This is a genomic window from Bacillus sp. iso_77, from assembly GCF_056173625.1.
Map to the genome: position 1 here is coordinate 3,495,047 of NZ_CM149683.1, position 14,575 is coordinate 3,509,621.

Annotated in this window: 14 protein-coding genes; 1 reads left to right on the top strand and 13 read right to left on the bottom strand. The window is 43.9% G+C overall.

Annotation, left to right across the window (positions count from 1 at the left end; translation table 11 throughout):
* Window positions 1-12 precede the first annotated feature (12 nt).
* The 5 genes from AC0VYC_RS18000 to sigY form a co-directional block, all read right to left on the bottom strand.
* Window positions 13-126, bottom strand: coding sequence for a hypothetical protein (locus AC0VYC_RS18000; RefSeq protein WP_226650551.1), 114 nt, complete (start codon window positions 124-126; stop codon window positions 13-15).
* An 83-nt stretch (window positions 127-209) separates the two neighbouring features.
* Window positions 210-1,580 carry an NADP-specific glutamate dehydrogenase gene (gene gdhA, locus AC0VYC_RS18005; RefSeq protein ID WP_268356595.1) on the bottom strand — a complete coding sequence of 457 codons (1,371 nt, stop codon included), beginning with the start codon at window positions 1,578-1,580 and terminating at the stop codon, window positions 210-212.
* Between the two features lie 308 nt (window positions 1,581-1,888).
* On the bottom strand, window positions 1,889-2,101 hold the full coding sequence (locus AC0VYC_RS18010) for a hypothetical protein (RefSeq protein WP_008345569.1): 213 nt from the start codon (window positions 2,099-2,101) through the stop codon (window positions 1,889-1,891).
* Complete coding sequence (locus tag AC0VYC_RS18015; RefSeq protein WP_035389913.1) at window positions 2,098-2,409, bottom strand: YxlC family protein; 312 nt, start codon at window positions 2,407-2,409, stop codon at window positions 2,098-2,100. The genes AC0VYC_RS18010 and AC0VYC_RS18015 overlap by 4 nt, the downstream gene beginning before the upstream one ends.
* The gene (gene sigY / locus AC0VYC_RS18020; protein WP_251185126.1) at window positions 2,409-2,939 is read right to left on the bottom strand and encodes an RNA polymerase sigma factor SigY; all 531 of its coding nucleotides are present in this window, start codon (window positions 2,937-2,939) and stop codon (window positions 2,409-2,411) included. Before sigY ends, AC0VYC_RS18015 begins: the two co-directional genes overlap by 1 nt.
* A gap of 489 nt (window positions 2,940-3,428) precedes the next feature.
* Here sigY and AC0VYC_RS18025 point away from each other — a divergent pair, with 489 nt between their 5' ends.
* Entirely contained in the window at window positions 3,429-4,460 is a 1,032-nt protein-coding gene (locus AC0VYC_RS18025) for a pectate lyase family protein (protein WP_008345573.1), read from the top strand.
* 57 nt (window positions 4,461-4,517) lie between these two features.
* On the opposite strand, the gene cydC is transcribed toward AC0VYC_RS18025, so the two are convergent.
* The 8 genes from cydC to srtB form a co-directional block, all read right to left on the bottom strand.
* The gene (cydC, locus tag AC0VYC_RS18030; RefSeq protein WP_427243505.1) at window positions 4,518-6,254 is read right to left on the bottom strand and encodes a thiol reductant ABC exporter subunit CydC; all 1,737 of its coding nucleotides are present in this window, start codon (window positions 6,252-6,254) and stop codon (window positions 4,518-4,520) included.
* Window positions 6,244-7,980, bottom strand: coding sequence for a thiol reductant ABC exporter subunit CydD (gene cydD, locus AC0VYC_RS18035; protein ID WP_475388976.1), 1,737 nt, complete (start codon window positions 7,978-7,980; stop codon window positions 6,244-6,246). The genes cydC and cydD overlap by 11 nt, the downstream gene beginning before the upstream one ends.
* Entirely contained in the window at window positions 7,980-8,996 is a 1,017-nt protein-coding gene (gene cydB / locus AC0VYC_RS18040; protein WP_024719518.1) for a cytochrome d ubiquinol oxidase subunit II, read from the bottom strand. Before cydB ends, cydD begins: the two co-directional genes overlap by 1 nt.
* Window positions 8,983-10,398 carry a cytochrome ubiquinol oxidase subunit I gene (locus tag AC0VYC_RS18045; protein WP_045033780.1) on the bottom strand — a complete coding sequence of 472 codons (1,416 nt, stop codon included), beginning with the start codon at window positions 10,396-10,398 and terminating at the stop codon, window positions 8,983-8,985. The genes cydB and AC0VYC_RS18045 overlap by 14 nt, the downstream gene beginning before the upstream one ends.
* A 329-nt stretch (window positions 10,399-10,727) precedes the next feature.
* A complete protein-coding gene (gene isdG / locus AC0VYC_RS18050; RefSeq protein ID WP_100324624.1) occupies window positions 10,728-11,849 on the bottom strand; it encodes a heme oxygenase in 1,122 nt (373 codons plus the stop codon).
* Window position 11,850: 1 nt separating this feature from the next.
* Complete coding sequence (locus AC0VYC_RS18055; RefSeq protein ID WP_008345586.1) at window positions 11,851-12,864, bottom strand: FecCD family ABC transporter permease; 1,014 nt, start codon at window positions 12,862-12,864, stop codon at window positions 11,851-11,853.
* On the bottom strand, window positions 12,861-13,799 hold the full coding sequence (locus AC0VYC_RS18060) for an ABC transporter substrate-binding protein (protein ID WP_039165096.1): 939 nt from the start codon (window positions 13,797-13,799) through the stop codon (window positions 12,861-12,863). Before AC0VYC_RS18060 ends, AC0VYC_RS18055 begins: the two co-directional genes overlap by 4 nt.
* Window positions 13,800-13,817: 18 nt before the next feature.
* Window positions 13,818-14,567 carry a class B sortase gene (gene srtB / locus AC0VYC_RS18065; RefSeq protein WP_135009534.1) on the bottom strand — a complete coding sequence of 250 codons (750 nt, stop codon included), beginning with the start codon at window positions 14,565-14,567 and terminating at the stop codon, window positions 13,818-13,820.
* Window positions 14,568-14,575 lie beyond the last annotated feature (8 nt).

A 14,575-nucleotide genomic window follows, 5' to 3' on the forward strand; every position in this document is an offset into this window, starting at 1 on the left:
AAAAAAGCCGGATTACCCGGCTGATACGTTACGACTTTTGGATACTTTTCGTTCTTTGTATATTTTCCTCACCACTGGATAAATCACTGGTGCCCATTTGACAATTTGTTTCAGCCACTTTTTCATTTTCTCCCGCGCCTCCTTATTGTCATTCTTACAAGACGATTCCCGATCTTGTCATGAAATAAACAGGTGCGGGAGAGCAGGAGTTAAATGACGCCTTGTGCGATCATGGCATCTGCCACTTTGCGAAATCCTGCAATATTTGCGCCTACCATTAAGTTTCCAGCGTATCCGTATTCTTCAGCTGTCTCAGTACACTGACGATAAATCGACTGCATCATTTGTTTCAACTGACCATCTACTTCTTCAAAAGTCCAAGACATTCTCGCACTGTTTTGCGCCATTTCTAACGCCGAAACACCCACTCCCCCAGCATTTGCTGCTTTTGCTGGTGCAAACAAAATATCATGTTGTTCAAATACTTTGACGGCCCCAAGTGTGGACGGCATATTGGCCCCTTCTCCTACAGCGATGACACCGTTTGCCACTAGCTGCTGTGCTTGCGACTCTGAAATTTCATTTTGGGTCGCACATGGCAGCGCAATGTCACAAGGGAGAGACCAAATTTGTTCGCAATCTTCAATCAATTCAGCATGCGGGTGAATGTCTATGTAGGCACTAATTCTCTGGTTATCGACTTCCTTCAGCTGCTTCACTGTCTCAAGTGAAATGCCTTGAGGGTCGTAAATGGCTCCGCTTGAATCACTACAAGCCACAACCTTTCCGCCTAATTCCAATACTTTTTCCATCGCATAAATCGATACATTTCCTGACCCAGATACAACAACAGATCGTCCTTCAAATTGCATTCCGTGGGCTTTTAACATTTCCTCCATAAAGTACACCAGTCCATAGCCGGTCGCTTCTTTTCTTGCTAAACTGCCTCCGAAGCCAGGGCTCTTTCCTGTCAGGACACCTGCTTCATACGCACCACGCATTTTTTTGTACTGGCCGAACATATAGCCGATTTCGCGTGCGCCTACCCCAATATCTCCTGCCGGCACATCTTGATCAGGTCCAATATAACGACTGAGTTCACTCATAAAGCTTTGAACAAAGCGCATGATTTCTCCATCAGATTTCCCTTTAGGGTCAAAATCTGATCCACCTTTTCCTCCGCCGATCGGCAAACCTGTCAGTGCGTTTTTAAAGATTTGTTCAAACCCTAAAAACTTGATGATGCTGGCATTGACCGATGGGTGGAAACGAATGCCCCCCTTATAAGGACCGATGGCACTATTAAATTGAACCCTGAATCCTCTGTTCACCTGTACTTTGCCTTCATCGTCTACCCACGGTACACGAAACATTACAAGCCGCTCAGGCTCAATTAAGCGTTCTAAGATCCCCTGTTTTTCATACTCTGGGTGTTTTGCAAAAACCGGGACGAGGGATTCCAGAATTTCTTTCACGGCTTGCTGGAATTCCGCCTCGCCTGGATTACGTTTTTCTACATCCTCTAGCACACGGTGGATGTAGCTTTGTGCTGTTTGTGCTGCTCGATCTAAGGTCAACATGTCTCATCTGCCTCCTTGTCAAAATCTCACTCTTTGGTTGTTAGATTTTCTAACGCATATTGAGATTAATTTAACACCATTTGTAAAAACTGATCAATATTGATAACAGATGAAAACGATGCCGAAATGAGATAGATCAAGCAGAAGTACCTTCCGTCATGAAAATGACCCGCTCAAAGAATGACTATCGTGCTAGAAATGACGAACTGGACGTTCAACATCCCGCTTTCTTTGACACATTCATGAAACTTTCATTTTTTCTAGATGATGATCATTCAAAAAAAAGGTCAAAAGTTTTACAACGTCTTTCAATCTTTCCTGAGCTTTTCTCCTCTTTTACGATCAGGTAAGACAACACACAGCCAATATAAAATAGAAGAAGATGGGAAGTTGATTAACCCAATGATGCCCCAGAACCATTTATAACGCCCTCTTTTCTTAGCATCCATAAATAAGAGAAATCCTTGTGCAAACAGTAACGGTAATGCGCACAATAAGATGATCATTTCCGTCTGACTCATAAGGAGGACCCTCCTTTAATATGTTGATATTCCTTGATGCCGACAACCACACAGAGTGGCACGCTCACCACTTGGAGAAGAATGAAGATGATGGGCAAATGAGTAATGGCAGCTGCAAAAAGTGTCATGATGGTCAGACTGACGATGATGTACGCCAGCACTTCTTGTTTAAAACGTTTTTTCTCTTTTTCCTTTGCCTGCTTTAGCATCAACATCAAAGCTTGTTCACTCGGCTTTTCTACTTCGATTTGTTCATCGAGCTCCTGCAACTCCTCTTTTAAACGATCGGCGAAACGATCTTCTTTCATCAGTCCCACTCCTTTCGAATTTTCTTGATCCCATGATGAACCCTCGATTTCACCGTACCTTCTCTCACCCCGAGCATCGAAGCGATTTCAGGGTAAGTAAAGCCATAATAGTAATGGAGAAGGATCGGTGCTCTCTCCTGAGCCTTTAACTCATTTAGAGCATCCCACATGTCATGCCAAGTATAGCCTTTTTGCTGAACATCCCATTTGAACCGGCGGATGGCTTCTTGATTCGCCTTTCCTTCTCTCGTTTGTTCACGTTTTCTTTTCTTTTGATGATCTAAAAATTGTCTAGATGCAATGGACATGAGCCATGTTGAAAATAATGAATCTCCTCTAAAAGAAGAAAGTTTCATGTACGCTTTGAGCATCGTTTCTTGCATGATCTCCTCTGTCAGCTCTTGTTGAAGGGTCAATTTCATCAAATAACGGTAAAGAAACGAATAATGATGCCGATAAAGGGCGGTAAATGCGGCATCATCCCCCTGTTTTGCCCGCTTGATCCATAAAGTCTCCTCGGTCTGCTCCAAACACGTCCCTCCTTCCTTTCTATCTCTTATTGATTAGACGACACCGGTGATCGCATCGTTTAAAATAGACCATCTTTTTTTAAATTAGAGCCTTTTCTATCTGCTGTTTAGCGCATGGATCTATTTGATATCCAATTTTTTCTTATGTAATGATTATGACATGTCTTTGTCTCTAACAAAATGACGCTTTCGTAATCATCTTGATTTTCCTTGAAAAGAAGAACGTCCTTTTCATAATCACTAGGTTACCCCAATACCTATCGTCAATGATCCTTGTCTCATGTAGATAAATTGAAATAATCATTGCCTTAGTTTCCTTGAAAATCGTGGAATACTTCGTTCCAATTCTTAGCCGATGATACCTTTTTGCGTGCTATGCTCTTCCTACATTCCGAAAGAGGCGATGCTGGCGAAGGAAGGAGGAGCGGTTGAATCGCAGTTTATTTTGGAAACGTTTACATTAAAACAAAATAGAGAATGGAGATGTTCATGTTGAAGAAAAAAGTTCCAATGTTAGCTGGTGTGTTAGCGGTTGGTCTCGTGACTTCATTATTTGCGCCAAATGGGGAGGCAAAAGCAGCAACGAAATATCCAGAAAGCCCTTCGATTATGGCCAATTTTAATCAGCAAGGATTCTCCACATTAAATGGCGGTACAACAGGCGGTGAAGGCGGTAAAACGGTGACGGTGAAAACCGGAAATGAACTATTAGCTGCCCTCAAAAGCAAAGGAACAAATGAAAAATTGAAAATCGTGGTAGACGGAACGATTACTCCTTCTAATACTTCGGCCAATAAAATTGATGTGAAAGATACAAACAATGTCTCCATCGTCGGTAAAGGGACAAACGGCGAATTTAATGGGATTGGTATTAAAGTATGGCGTGCTAATAACGTCATCATCCGCAACCTCAAAATCCATCACAGCAAAATCGGTGATAAAGATGCCATCGGAATCGAAGGTGGCTCTAAAAACGTATGGGTCGACCATAATGAACTCTACAACACTTTGAACTCTGGGAAAGATGACTATGATGGGTTATTCGATGTGAAAAATGACTCCGATTACATTACGTTCTCATGGAACTATGTCCATGACAGCTGGAAAACAATGCTGATGGGCAGCTCCGATAACGATAACTACAACAGAAAAATCACATTCCACAACAACCGCTTTGAAAACTTGAACTCTCGTGTACCGTCTATGCGCTACGGAGAAGGTCATGTGTATAACAACTACTACAAAGGCATCCATACAACTGCGATTAACTCTCGTATGGGCGCAAAAATGAGAATTGAGCACAACGTATTTGAAAATACAAACAATGCCATTGGCAGCTGGGACAGCCGTCAAGTCGGTACATGGCATGTCATCAACAACTCATATATTAATAGCACAGGCAGTCTGCCAACGTCTTCAACAGGTACGTACAACCCTCCTTATAACTACTCTTTGCTTAACGTGAACAATGTGAAATCAGAAGTTGTATCAAATGCGGGTGTAGGAAAAGTAAACCCTTAAGCCCAAAAAAACGTTCGGGCAGAAATCTTCTGTCCGAACGTTCTTGTCATACATTTTTTACACGTTCGAAAATGGACGATCCATTTCATACAGCTTTTGATAACGCACATTTTCTTTCAGCAAATCATGATGGTGCCCTTCCATCTCAATACGTCCACCTTCAATAAACATCATACGGTCACATGCCTCACAGCCAGTGAGATGATGGGTGATCCAAATGACTGTTTTTCCTTTTAACACACGGAAGATTGTTTCAAGCAATTCACGCTCTGTGCGTGGATCAAGCCCGACGGTTGGCTCATCTAATACAACAATCGGTGTGTTTTGCAGCAAAATCCGTGCTAGAGCCATACGCTGTCTTTCTCCACCAGAGAAACGAACCCCTGTCTCTTGTACACCTGTGTGATAACCTTCTGGCAAAGACTCAATGTAATCGTGCAGCTGCACTTGCCGCGCGGCTTCTTTTACTTGCTCTTCTGTCGCTTCTGGAGAACCTAAGCGAATGTTGTTTAAAACAGACGTATCGAATAAATAGGGCTGTTGATTGAGCACAGACACATAAGAGGATATCTCCTCTTGAATGCTTTGTACTGGTTTCCCCTGAATGCTGACAACCCCTTGATTTGGCACGACTGCCCCTTCTAACAACTTTAAAATGGTCGATTTGCCTGCACCGCTTTTTCCTAAAAGAGCGAGCGATTCACCTTGCTTCAGGGAAAACGAAAAATGCTTTAGTACATGTTGATCTACTTCATATCCGAAGGTGACTTGATCAAAACAGACCGCTTCAACGCCATCAGAGACGAGTGACTCGTCTGCTGCCTTCCTCTCCACTAATCCTTCATACGACTGCTCTTCATAATGATTTAATCTGCTGACGGCATGCTGATAAACAGGAATATCGCCTGCTGCATCTGACAGCGGAAGAAAGGCTTCTGTTAATGGAAACAGCACAAGCACAAAGGCTGCGATGAGCGTGTGTGGCATAGAACCAGCCTGAACGACTGAGCCGCTCCAATACACGACAAGGACGACTGCTCCTCCAATCACTAGCTGTGCTAAAAATTGGCGCAGACGGATAAACCGGTGCTTTGCCGCTTCGAGTGCTAATAGCTTTGCTTCTTTTCGTTCATAGCCCTCAACAAAATCGTTCTGTCTGCCGCTAAACAACCAATCACTCACGCCCATGACAGCATCTGTTAAATGGCTGTACAGTTCATTTCTGCCTTTCTTCATTTGAATTTGTCGCGCCCGGTTCACAAGTACAGTGATGTATGGGAATACAAATACGAGCAGCGCCATATAAAGCAGCATCAACCCGGCAAAAGGCCATGAAAAAAGCCCAAGTGCTCCAATCGAAGCGGCATATAAAAGCAGCGCACCGATGGATGGAAAGATTGTTTTTAAATATGCATCCTGTAATCTCTCCACATCTTCTGACAACAGCCCAAGCATTTCACCTGTTCCTAGCTTTGTCTGTTTGGCACTTCGTTCAGCCATATCATAAAGACGTACCCGCATTTTTTCAATCATCGTCAAAATGAGCTGATGACTCGCCAGTCTCTCTGCATAACGAGCCGCTGAGCGTGAAATACCAAAGGTACGTACTGCCACGATTGGGACATAGACCATCAAGATATTCTCAGGTCTTGTGGCAGCTTTTGAAATGAGGAACCCTGACGTATACATGAGCATAGAAGCAGAAAACACCGCAATCGCCCCTAAAAAAAGCACCAAGGCAAACAGCTTTTGATTCTCCTTGATATAAGGTATAAACCAGCCTTTACTGACCATGTGTGACCGCCCCCATTTGTTCCTGTACCAATTGATAGTACATACCTTTTCTTTCCATTAATGATACATGAGTCCCCATCTCTGCAATCGTCCCATGATCCATCACAATGATTTCATCCATATCCGTCATCCAATGAAGTCTGTGTGTGGCTAAAAACACAAGTTTATTTTCAAACAATGGAAGCATTGTTTTCTTCAATTCATACTCTGTCTCAATATCCAGATGAGCCGTTGGTTCATCTAACAGCATAATGGATCGCTGGCCGAGCACTGTGCGAGCGAGGGCAATCCGCTGCGCTTGTCCACCGCTCAGTCCTCTGCCCTGTTCGCCAATGACCTCATCCAGTCCATTGGGGAGATCAGCTACGAGCTGAGACAAACCTGCCTCTTGCACCGCTCTTTCGACGTCTTCATCTGTTGCATTCGGTTCATAAAAACGAATGTTTTCTCTCAGTGTCATGTGAAATAAATAAGGATGCTGCGGCATATAAACAACTTCTTTTTGCCATGCCGCCAGCTGTAAATGAGCAAGCGGCTTTCCGTTTAGGATCATTTCACCTGCAGACGGTTCAACAAAACCGCCGAGGACATCCGTTAACGTCGATTTCCCCGAACCACTGGCACCGATGATCCCAATCTTTTTCTTTCCTTTCACAGTGAGGTCCACATCCTGAATCGAATAAGGAGCATGTTCATCATGCAACACACTGACATCTTGCAGTATGAGCTCAGATTGCTCATTCCACTCGTTCAGCTGCACGGATTGTGTCTCCTGCTCTCGGAAGCCCTTTTCCTCTAAAATCACCTGAATCGCCTCATTCGCTTCTTTACCGTTTAACGTCGCATGATAATCATTTCCCACTTCACGGACTGGCAAGAAATATTCTGGCGCAAGCATCAGTGCGGTCAAAGCGGGCAATAACAAAAGATCTCCCTCAATTAAGCGCAAGCCGAGAAATACAGCGACAGTCGCAATGGACAGCATTGAAAAGAAATCGAGAGCAAAAGATGAAAGAAAGGCGACTTTCAGTGTGCTCATCGTCGCCTTTCGATAACGCTTTGAGACCTCTCCAATATTGCGAGAATGCTTTTTGCTAATCCCTAAGTAGCGAAGCGTTTCAAGACCACGGAGAGAATCAGTAAAATGATTGGATAATTTCTCATACGATCTCCATTGTTTGGCCGCTTTACGCTGAGCGACAAGTCCTAGCAAAATCATAAAAACAATTAAAATCGGCAGCGTGACAATGAGAATGACAGCAGATGTTTCATCTAATGTCCAAACATAGACAAGCACCATCACCGGAATTACTGCCATGTTCACCATTTTCGGCAAAAACAGCTGTAAATACTGACGATATTGGGCAATGCCCTCCATCGCCAATGTCACAAGCTTTCCTGTTCCTTTTTTCTTCGTGAAAGCTGGCCCTAAACGGAACAGCTGGTCCAACAGCTGCTTTCTCACGTCTGCTCCAATTCGGGAAGAATAGGTGAACATGACCTTCTCCCGCATCAAGGTGAGACCGTGCCGCACCAGAAAGGCAGCAAGAAACAGCAAGACATAAGGTGTTGCCTGCATGAGGCTCTTCCCGTCAAACAGCGTTGTTATGGCATGTGCCAGCCACTGTGCTTGAAAAATAATACTTGCTCCTTGGATGATTGACACAATACCTAAGAGGGCAAGAAGCCCCCTCATTCCTTTTAGTTGAAGCAAACGTTTATCCATTAGTAGGTCATTGGCTCCTTACCGCTTACACGTTTACGGAAGACATAGTAGCTCCAGATTTGATACCCAAGCACAAAAGGTAGCAAAGAAATGGCAACAATCGTCATGACCGTCAGTGAATAAGATCCTGATGCAGCGTTTTGAATGGTGAGGTCGAATGCATGGTTGATCGAACTAATCATGACACGCGGGAATAATGCTGTGAAAAGCATGGTCACCGTCACCATAATACCTGCACCTGTGAATAAAAATGTCCATCCATCACGCTCTTTTCTCATAAAGAATAGAGCCGCTACATAACAAACCACAATGAGTACAGTTAAAGGGATTGTGATGATCGGACGCACGGTATAAATGTCTGTTTCAAGAATAGACACACCAACAAATAGAACAAGAACTGGTAGTGCAATCAATAAAACACGCTGACCGAGCTTTCTTGCACGATTTCTTAAATCACCCTCAGTGCGGAGTGTGACGAAAATCAATCCATGCAGGAGGCAAAGCACCGTCACGGCTACCCCGCCGATCACTGAATAAAGATTCACAAAGTCTGTAAATCCAGCGTACATATTCATATCTTGATCAATTGGCATTCCTCGTAACATACTTGTGAATAGCACTCCGAGTAAAAATGGCGGAAGCAGACTGCCAAAGAAGATGATCCAGTCCCACGTTTTGATCCATGAAGCCTTCTCGACCTTCCCTCTAAATTCAAAGGCGACCCCCCGCCCAATGAGCGCTAATAGGAGAATCGTAAATGGAATATAGTATCCGCTGAACATCGTAGCGTACCAGTGAGGAAAAGCGGCGAAAATAGCCCCGCCAGCTGTAATCAGCCAGACCTCATTCGCATCCCAGAAAGGGCCAATCGTATTGATTAAAATGCGGCGCTCATGTGCATCTTTTCCAAGCAGTTGCATGGACATCCCGACACCAAAATCAAATCCTTCTAAGAAGAAAAATCCAACAAACAATACTGCGACAAGAATAAACCAAATCTCGTTAAGATATGCCATGATATGCGCCTCCATCAAATGGATCTGTAGACAGGTCCGTTTCATCCTTTTGATCTGTATTCTCTTCAGAATGTGCACCTTTTTTAATTTCTCGAATGAATAAGTAGGCAAGCACGATGGCAAGAATCAGATAAATGGTCGTAAAGCTAATGACTGAGAATAGCAACATGCCGTACGATACGTTTGGTGAAATGGATTGTGCGGTTGTCATCATACCAAAGACTGTCCACGGCTGACGCCCAATTTCCGTCATGATCCAGCCCGCTGAGTTTGCAATAAACGGGAACGCAATCATCCATACCATGAAGCGTAAAAACCATTTGTTTGATTCTAGTTTTTTTCTAAAGCTCAAATACAAACCAATCATACTAGCAAAAATCATCAACATGCCGGCACCCACCATGATTCTAAAGCTCCAGAAGGTTGTTTTGACTGGAGGAATGTAATCTCCAGGACCAAACTTTGCTTCATATTCTTTTTGAAGGGTCAGCATGCCTGGCACATCTCCACTAAACTTCGAATAGGCCAAGTAACTTAAAGCAAACGGAATATTGATCTCCGCAGAGTTTTCTTTTTTATCTGTATCAATGTTGGCAAATAGTGTCCAAGCCGCTGGATCTCCACTATCCTTCCAAAGGGCTTCACTTGCTGCCATCTTCATCGGCTGTGATTCCATTAAATGCTTCGCTTGATCATGTCCAGAGAACGCCACACCTAAGCCAGAAATGAAAGCAAGCACCATGGCAATCTGGAAAGATTTTTTGAAAAAGGTCACTTCTTGTTTTTTGATCATTTTATAGGCACTAACACCCGCGATAAAGAAAGCACCGGTTGCCAATGCACCAAACAGAACGTGCGGGAACTCTACCCAAAGTTGCGGATTTGTCACGAGCGCCCCAAAGTCATTCATTTCTGCACGGCCATTTTTAATCACAAATCCAACTGGCTCCTGCATAAATGAGTTGGCGAGTAAAATCCAAAACGCCGAAAAGATCGTACCAAGAGAAACGAGCCAAATACATAACAAATGAATTTTTTTCGGTAGACGATCCCAGCCGAATATCCAAAGACCAATAAAGGTCGATTCAAGGAAAAAGGCCAATAGCGCTTCAATGGCAAGCGGTGCACCAAAGACATCACCGACAAACCTTGAATAATCTGACCAGTTCATCCCAAACTGGAATTCTTGCAGAATCCCTGTCACCACACCTACTGCAAAGTTAATTAAGAAAAGGTGACCCCAAAATTTTGCCATCTTTTTATAGATGTCTTTTTTCTTCACCACATAAAGGGTTTGCATCAATGCAACGATAAATACCAAACCTATAGACATAGGAACAAAAATAAAATGAAATAATGTCGTTGAGGCAAATTGAAATCTTGCTAAAAACAGCTCACTCACAGCCTTACATCCTCCCTTACTTTCGCATGCCGAATGATTCGAGATATTTATGCTCACCATTTCACAAAAAGTTCACTATTTGTTCAATGATTCACAAGTGAAAGTCCATTTGATATAGTTCACTCGGTGAAATTTTACTCTTGATTTTCATTCGGTTAGTTATTTATACCTGTACTTTACACCCATGTGCTTCAAAAATAAAGTAAATTTTACCTAAAATTTGGATAGGATTGTGTCAGTTGTTTGAATACTTTGTCAAAAATATGTGACGGAAAGAGACAATCACAAAAAAAATAGCGCTGCTTCTTCGCTGCAGCGCTTTTGAATATTTAGGCTTTTTTCTGTAAAGCGGGTCTTGTGACTTGCACTTCATAGTACGTAATTTTGTTTTTTAACAGGCCTTCAGGTTTCGCCTTTCCATGAGCATGCGCATCACCAAATGCCTGAGATTTTGTCCAATTCACAAAGTCTTCTTTTCGATTCCAGCGGGTGTGAATGGTCACTTCATCGTAATCAGTTGTCTGCTGAGTGACCCATACTTCCATTCCTAAAAAGCCTTCCATAAATTCTACTTGCCCCTGCTTGTTAAACCGTTTAACAAGGTGGTCGGCACTGCCTTTTTCTACTCTTACTTGGTTGTTTACAATAATCATGTTTGGTTCATCTCCCTTTTGTTGTTGAATGGAGGCGATTGGGATAATGAGCGGATGCTCACCGTCTAAGTGAACCTCTGCCTGAATCCCAAAAACCTCCTTGAAAAAGTCTTCTGTTAACACTTCTTTTGGTGAGCCAATTTGATGCACTTGACCTCGCTTCATAGCAATGAGACGGTCACAATATTTTGCGGCCTGCTGCAAGTCATGGAGAACCATTAAAATGGTGATACCATGTGTTTGATTCAGCTGTTTGAGCAGCTCCAGTAATTCAAGCTGATGCGCAATGTCTAAATAAGTGGTTGGCTCATCGAGAATGATGGTTTCTGTCTTCTGAGCCAGTGCCATTGCAATATATGCCTTTTGTCTTTCTCCGCCTGACAATGTATGAAGCATTCTGTTTTCATTGATGCGGCTATTCGTCACCTCAAGCGCCCACTCAATCGCTTCATGATCTGACGTACTGCTTTTTTTCCAGATAGAACGGTGCGGGCTGCGTCCAAGTGCGACCAGCTCACGTACTGTCATCGATGGAATGGCGGTTCTTGTTTGCATGAGAACCGCCACCTCCTTGGCGATCTCCTGTGCCGTCATCTCTTTTTGCGGGATGTCGTGAATGTAAATCATGCCGCTTTCGATTGAGGTCAGTCGTGCGGCCGCTTTGATAAAAGTTGACTTACCTGACCCATTCGGGCCAATGATTCCGGTTACACTCCCTTTAGGAACAGCTGCTGAAATGGAAGACAGCCGAAAGCCGCCTTGACTGAGACTCACGTCATCCATTGCAATGACATCCATCTTAACCCCTCCCTTTCTTTTTTAATAAATAGAGGAAGAAAGGTGCACCGATGCAGGCAAGCAAGATCCCTACAGGCAATTCAACCGGTGTAAACCAGACCCGTGCCGCTGTATCGGCAAAGACCACAAGCACGCCCCCTCCAAGCATTGAAATCGGCAGCAAATACCGGTAATCATCTCCGATTAAAAGACGGATAAAATGAGGTACAACAAGCCCGACAAATCCGATTAAACCACTGACACTGACAGCCGCTCCAGCTAAAAGAGCAGCCAGCGCAATGAGAAAAAATCGAGTCCGCTCTACTCGAAGGCCCAATAGCTGAGCCGATTCATCACCAAGCAAAAGGAGATTGGACGGTTTAATGGCGAAAAAACAAAGACATAATCCAGCCAGCGCATATGGCGACACAAAGCTAAGATGATGCCAGCTCCGCCCGTTTAATCCCCCTGATAGAAAAGGCAAAACAGCCTGCACACGCTCACTATATAGCACCATAAACCCATTCATCACCGCACCAAGCAGGGCATTGACGGCAACACCTGCCAAGATCAATTTAAGCGGTGAAACCCCTTGATCAAATGACAGCATATACACGACAAGAGCTGCTAATAAGGCGCCCAGAAAAGCAGCTGCCGGAAGCAAATACGTGAACTGCGGGAGAACAATCATGCTGAGTACAGCAGCTAACCCGCCGCCCGCAGTCACACCAATGATCCCAGGGTCAGCAAGTGGATTTCGGACAACTCCTTGTAAAATCGCCCCTGATGCTGCGAGACAGGCCCCAACGAGAAAACCAATGAGCACACGGGGAAGCCGTAAATCCATGACAATTTTTTCATGAACAGGCAGACCTGATCCCGTGAACACAGCCATTAAATCCGTCAGCGATAATTGGACAGAACCTACCGCAAGTCCTAGACAGACGCCCACACATAAAGAGAGAAACAATCCTGGTAACAGCCATTTTCGTCTTGACTGCCTTTTTTGAAAATCTAGTTCTGCATTCATCTTCATGATGACAATCGCTTCAATTTCTTTTCTAATTCATCGATCGCTCTGATGACTTCTGCGCCTGGATTTGTCCCAAATAGGTCACTTGGCAGAATCTCAACGTGTCCATTTTTGACAGCTGATACATCGTGCCAAGCCGCATTTTGCTTCATTTCACTCATAAAGCCTGCTTTGACATCTTCAGGATTGCTATGTGTCATCAGCAAAATGAGATCCGGATCGGCCTCGATTACCTTTTCTGCATTGATTTGTGCATATTGCGGAAACTTTTCGAGTGCTGGTTCATTTTCAGCAATATTCGCCCCACCAGCGATCCGCAGCAGATCACCGCTTAAAGATTGTGGAAGTGCCGCCATATATGTGCCGGGCGCACCATATACAACGAGTGTCTTTACCTTTTTCTCAGGCTGCTTCACTTGCTTGATCCGCTGATCGATTTGAGCATTGAGTGCTTTGGCCTTTTGCTGCTTTCCAAGTAAATCACCAAATAAAGTAACTTGACGCTGGATGTCCTTCACTGAGTTGGCACTTGTCAAAAGAAGCTGTGAACCAATTCCTTCTATAGTAGAGATATCCTTGCTGTTTAATGATTCATTCCCAAGCACCACATCGGGCTTTAAACTCGTGATCAGCTCGACATCAAATTGATGGGTTGTGCCAATTGATTGTACGGACTTTGCCTTTTGTAGATTCTCTGGCAATTCGGCAGTTGGCCGGCCGACCACCTGACCACCTAGAGCATAAATGATGCTCATGTCGCCAGTTGACAACGAGACGATCCGTTCAGGTGATTCATGAAACGATAATGTTCTGCCGGCAAAATCCTGAATGTTGAGCGCACCTTGCCCGCTCCCATTCTCGACAGGCGCCGCCTGGCTGCATCCGCCGAGGAGAAGCACGACGACGAGTCCTGCCCAAATCACATGTAAACATTTCAACCGTCTGTCTCTCCTTTTCTAGTAAACTTTCTTTAGCTTCGCCTGTACCACGAGGCGCTTGTTTTTAGGTGCCAGCACATGATCACAGGTCGATAATGTGAGAATCAAGTCATCTGTGGATACGTCTGTTTTCGTTTGATAGATTGACTTCTTACGCACAGCTTGCAAGTAGTGCGCATATTCACCAAGATCCTGAAAATCAGTCTGAATATAATCGAAATCGACTGTCGTCTCATACACAGCAAAAATCTCTGCTTCATAGCTTTGGTACAGCGTATCGTACTGAAATGTGCGATGATCTTGGAAGAAATCTTTTTTCAAATAGTTTGTGAGACCAGCAAACATAGACCCATCCCTCATCCGATGACCGTATAACACTGTATTGGGACTTTCATGCAAGACGTCATTACGATAATCCATAAAGATACTGCCTGCCCGTGTGTCATCCTTTACATAATTACGAGTTAAATAAAATGCATTATCGTTTGACTGAACAATTGGATACTGAATCATCGTGTCCTTCATGTCAATCCAACCGACAATGTCTTCATTCACCTTTCGCAAATCATCAAATGACTGACGGATTTCTCCAGGTTTTCGCTGTTTCATTCCATCCTCGTGTGTGTAAAGTGTCTGAGCCTTTGCAAGCACCTGACGATTTTGATAATTGCCAAAGAGCTCCAAGCCAATGGCAGTACCGCTATATAGAAAAACACCTAAACAGACGATCGTCAGCATTCGCTGCCCGATCCTTTTCCCTCGTTTCACACTGTCTC